General features: G+C 65.1%; 5 protein-coding genes. 4 read left to right on the top strand and 1 reads right to left on the bottom strand.

The annotated features are described in order from the left end of the window. Window positions 1-625: 625 nt before the first annotated feature. From C4T42_RS31790 to C4T42_RS31170, 4 genes are all read left to right on the top strand, one after another. The gene (locus tag C4T42_RS31790; RefSeq protein WP_128083415.1) at window positions 626-946 is read left to right on the top strand and encodes a hypothetical protein; all 321 of its coding nucleotides are present in this window, start codon (window positions 626-628) and stop codon (window positions 944-946) included. Between the two features lie 34 nt (window positions 947-980). Next, on the top strand, window positions 981-1,232 hold the full coding sequence (locus C4T42_RS31180; protein WP_020096575.1) for a hypothetical protein: 252 nt from the start codon (window positions 981-983) through the stop codon (window positions 1,230-1,232). A 38-nt stretch (window positions 1,233-1,270) separates the two neighbouring features. Next, complete coding sequence (locus C4T42_RS31175; RefSeq protein WP_026605485.1) at window positions 1,271-3,835, top strand: CheR family methyltransferase; 2,565 nt, start codon at window positions 1,271-1,273, stop codon at window positions 3,833-3,835. Between the two features lie 322 nt (window positions 3,836-4,157). After that, window positions 4,158-4,547, top strand: a complete 390-nt coding sequence (locus C4T42_RS31170; protein ID WP_103986552.1) for a hypothetical protein — start codon at window positions 4,158-4,160, stop codon at window positions 4,545-4,547. On the opposite strand, the gene C4T42_RS31165 is transcribed toward C4T42_RS31170, so the two are convergent. Then, on the bottom strand, window positions 4,542-4,872 hold a 331-nt coding region (locus tag C4T42_RS31165; protein WP_146074107.1), incomplete at its 5' end, for an integrase core domain-containing protein. The genes C4T42_RS31170 and C4T42_RS31165 overlap by 6 nt on opposite strands.

The following is a 4,872-nucleotide window of genomic DNA, read 5'->3' as shown; positions in this document are numbered from 1 at the left end:
TGCACGCCATGCTGAAGTCTGGCGAGAGATTTGACCGCACCGCCGGAGCGGTCGCCTGATCTGACGAGCGGATCGCGTTCGCGCGGCGAGCACACAGGTCTGTCCTTGCCGGGACGTGGGCAGAGCCATTCCGCCTGATGGGGTGCACCCGCTGACTCAGCGAAGTGCGGCATCCACATTGGAAGGCTCCTCCCGCGAAGCTCCATCATGCGGCGGCTCCTGCCGACCGCGAAGACGACCCTGCACCCGGCATATGGTCACGATCACCGCAGAAAAAGCTTGCGTTTCGCCCCGCGATTAGACGACCCCATCTGCTTCCGGATAGCGGTCGCATCAAGCGGACCTAGCCGCGGGGACCGCTCACGACCCTTCTCGGAACCTCGGAAGGTCCGCTTTGCGGTCGGTTGGCGTATACTGACCTCGAAATTTGACGCGTGTCCTCGCAGTCCCTCGCATATGCGAAAACGTTGATAACATACCTACGATAGATGCTGGCGTTTGATCCTTGCAATCGCCATCGAAATCGATATTCGGATTGCTACATCTGGAAATTGAGCGCACGGTGCCAGAGGCTACGCAGCAGTGATCTTGATGCGGGCATGCCGTGCAACTCGGAGTGCTTCTGATGGATCGCCCCCGTGCAGATCGATGCCTCGAAGTTGCCCGTGAGTTGCGCGCGGCGGCCGAGGAGACGCGTCGGACGCTTCAAGCCTCACGCGATTTGGTGCGGCGCTCCCGCGAGCAAGCCGTCACCGGGCCGTCGGCAGCCGGCGACGACCCTGGTCCATCGAAACATTTGGTGACGTCTCTCATCGAGGCCTACGAGGCCGCGGACGACGATCCTGACCCTCAGACCCGTCTGCTCCTCGGCCGCGTGCTCCATCATGTCGGCCGTCGCGTCGCCGGCGTGATGGGGCCGCGGGCAGCCGGTATCGCTTTGCAATGATCGCCTTGGCGTAAGGATCAGCGGAGAAACCACGATGAACGGTGACGATCCGCAGGACGACGAGCGCGGTGCGCTGGTTCGCATCGCCCGTACGCTGGGCGTCCCGGTTGCGACCTTCCTGACGGCCGATCCTACTGATACTCCGGATATCGAAACGGTCGTTGAGGGCCCTGATCATCTCGCAGAATTCGTGGCCCTGCTGCGTCTGTTCGTGCGGCTGAAGAGCCCCGAGGCCCGGGCGCGCTGCCTCGCCTACGTCGTGCAGGAAGCCACGCACGACAGCTGATCCGTGCGTCCGTCCTCGACATCGGGCCAGAACGCGTGATGCTGGGACCTGTTGCACGGCGCGGCATTGATCCGAGGGCTAAGAACGCGGTGATAGACCAGGACCACTTTCCGATCGTCGGCATCGGCGCGTCCGCGGGCGGCATCGAGGCGATGCGGGGCTTTTTCCGCGGGGTGCCGGAGACGCTGAGAGCCGCCTTCGTCGTCGTCACGCATCTCGGCCGGGAGCACAAGAGCCTGCTCCCGGACGTGCTGGCCCGGTTCACGCCGCTCAAGGTCGAGGCCGCCGCCGACGGCGTCCTGGTCGCGCCGGGCACCGTCTACGTCATGCCGTCCGGTTTCGTCATGGGCATCGCGGGCGGGCGGCTGACATTGACGCCGCTCGGCCCGGCGAGCCGCGAGACCAAGCCGATCGACATCTTCCTGACCACCCTGGCCCTCGACCAGGGCGAGCGTGCGGTCGGTGTGATACTGTCCGGCGGCGACGGCGACGGCGCCATCGGCATCAAGGCGATCAAGGAGCACGGTGGCCTGACCCTGGCCCAGACCGCGGATAGCTACGGCCCCGAGACCGCCGACATGCCGCTCAGCTCGCTGCGGACCGGCTTCGTTGATTTCGGCGAGACGGCCGAACGGATGGGCGACCTGATCGCCGCGCACGTCGCCGCCGCGCCGAACGCACCGGATGCGCAGGCCGACGGGGTCGCGCGGGAGTTCGAGGCCGAGCTCCTCACCGAGATCTTCGCCATCCTCCGCCGGCAGGTCGGCCACGACTTCTCGGGCTACAAGCCAAGCACCTTCGGGCGCCGCCTGCAGCGGCGCCTCGGCGTCGTCGGCGCGTCCGGACTGGACGGCTATCTCAAGCTGCTGCGGGCTGACCCGGCCGAGGTTGGGGTGCTGTTCCGGGACTTGCTGATCGGTGTGACGAACTTCTTCCGCGATACCGCTGCATTCGAGGCCCTGTCCGCCCAGGTCATCCCAAAGCTGTTCGACGCACGCGCGGCGACCGATGTCATACGGATTTGGGTGCCGGCCTGCTCGACAGGTGAGGAGGTCTACTCTCTGGCCATCCTCCTGCGCGAGCACATGGTCACCCTGGCGGATCCGCCGCGCGTGCAGGTCTTCGCCACTGACATCGACGAGCGCGCGCTCACGGTCGCCCGGACTGGCCGCTACCCGAGGGCCTACCTGTCCGCCGTCTCGCCTGAGCGGATCGGGCAGCACTTCGTCGTCGAGGGCGACAGCGCGGTCGTCGAGAAGGCCGTGCGCGACCTTTGCACCTTCGCCCCTCACAATGTGCTGCGCGATCCGCCGTTCTCGCGCCTCGATCTCGTCTCCTGCCGCAACCTGATGATCTACCTAGGTGTCGAGGCCCAGCAACAGCTGATGCCGGTTCTGCACTACGCCCTGCGCCCGCGCGGCTATTTGTTCATCGGCATGGCCGAGAACGTGACGCGGTTCGAGGACCTGTTCGAGACGATCGACAAGCAGCACCGCATCTTCCAGGCTCGCGACGCGATCCCGCCGGCTCGGTTGCGGCCGATGTCCGGGACGGACACGCCAATCTTTGCAAATGCGCCCCCCCCGCAGCGGCGCAACGTGATGACGCACGCCGCCCTGCGGCACGCGGTCGAGACGCAGATGTTGTCCGAGTTCACGCCGCCCCACGCGGTCGTGACGCGGACGGGCGAGGCCGTGCACTACTCATCGCGGATCGGCGATCACCTGGAGGTCGTGCCCGGCCAGCCGACCCGGGAGCTGGCTGCGATGGCGCGTAGAGGCCTGCGGCTGGATCTCCGGACTGCCTTGCGCGAGGCGATCGAGGGCAACATTCTGGTCGTGCGCGAAGGCATCGGCGTCGAGCTGCCGGACGGCGGTTTCCAGTCGATCTCCCTTGTGGTCAAGCCGCTGAACACGCCCGGCGCGGTCGAGCCGCTCTTCCTGGTCGTGTTCAACGAGGCGGCCGCGCCGGTCGAGAGGGAGCGGCAGCAGGCCCTGAAGGCGAACGAGCGGGACACGGCGCTCCAGGGCCTGGAGCGCGAATTGAGCGTGACGCGCGAACGGCTCCAGGCCGTGATCGAGGAGTATGAGACGTCCCTTGAGGAGCTAAAATCTTCGAACGAGGAACTTTACTCCGTCAACGAAGAGATGCAGGCCGCCAACGAGGAGCTTGAGGCTTCGAAGGAGGAGACACAGTCTCTGAATGAGGAGCTTCAGACAATGAATTCCGAGCTCGCGTCCAAGATCGAGGCCGTCGATCAGTTGACCGACGATCAGGCCACGCTGTTCGAGGGCATGAACATCGCGAGCGTGCTCCTGACACCGGATCTCCACATCCGCATGTTCACCAACGCAGCGGCGCAGATCTTCGGCTTGCAGCCGAGCGACGTCGGCCGGTCCTTGCGCAACTTTTCGGCGCCGATCCCCCTGGCATGGCTGGTGGACGAGATCCCGACGGTGCTGTCGACGAACCGGCCCTCCGAGCGGACGATCGAGGGGGCGGACGGCGCCCGCTACCGGGTCCGGCTGATGGCCTCGTCCCGCAAGGGCGGCCGGAGGCCCGGGATCGTCGCAAACTTCACGAACCTGCTGGAGCAGGAATGACCAAGGGATCTGCCCACCTCGCGTGGGATGTTGGCGGCCAGCACGCGCTGGTGCGATCGGAGATGCTCAACAGCGTCAGCGCGGCGGGGGAGCGGCACGGTTTGGCAGAGCCCGGCCGCGTTTGGTCTCAGGGGGACGGATCGTAACGCCGGCCTGGGCCGAAGGTGACACGTCAGCTTTCAGGCAGTACAAAGGTTCGAAGTTCTGTTCTCCAAGGGTGCGACTGATCGGCCAAGATTTCCGCCGTACGCCCTGAAACTTGACGATCCAGATCGACCAGAGCACGCTGGCATTAAGAAGGCACCTTCATCGCGAACGGTAGATGCCTAAATTCTACTTCCACCTCCGTGGTCCGGACGGTCTGGACCACGACGACGAAGGCTTGGATCTCGCCAGCGTTGAGGCGGCATATCTTGAGGCCTTCAAGGCTGTGCCGGGAATGGGCTCCGATCTGGCCTCCACCGCGAAGAACCCTATCCGGTATGGCTTCGAGATCACCGATGCGCATGGCACCGTTCTGATGGCGGTGCCTTTCGCTGAGGTACTCGATCGCGGGCAAAAGCGCACAAAACAACCGGCCAAGCTACAGCTCCACAAAGGTCGAGCGGAGATGAGGCGCACGGCAGGACTGATTGTAGAGCTTCGCGAAGCGCACGCGAAGTTGAATGTGACGCTGGCAGTGACCTTGCCCCGTGTTTGCCCCCGTTCATAACCAGAGTCCGTTCTGGTTCTGGTCCTGTTGGGACCGGGTTGCAAACGCGTTCGGGGTGAGCCCACCGAGGCTCGTGTGGGGGCGGCAGGTGTTGTAGTCGACCCGCCACGCCTCGATGATTGTCCGGGCCGCCGGCAGGCTCCGGAAGAGATGCTCGTTCAGGCACTCGTCGCGCAAGCGCCCGTTCAGGCTTTCGACAAAACCGTTCTGCTGCGGCTTGCCGGGGGCGATGTAGTGCCACTCGACTGCACGCTCTTCCTGCCAGCGCAGGATGGCGTGCGAGGTCAGCTCGGTGCCGTTGTCCGAGACGATCATCAGCGGCTTG

This window comes from Methylobacterium sp. 190mf, from assembly GCF_900107945.1.
In the GTDB taxonomy this organism is placed as follows: Bacteria; Pseudomonadota; Alphaproteobacteria; order Rhizobiales; family Beijerinckiaceae; genus Methylobacterium.
Note: the sequence above shows the minus strand (reverse complement) of the source record. Positions and strands in the feature narration are given on the sequence as shown.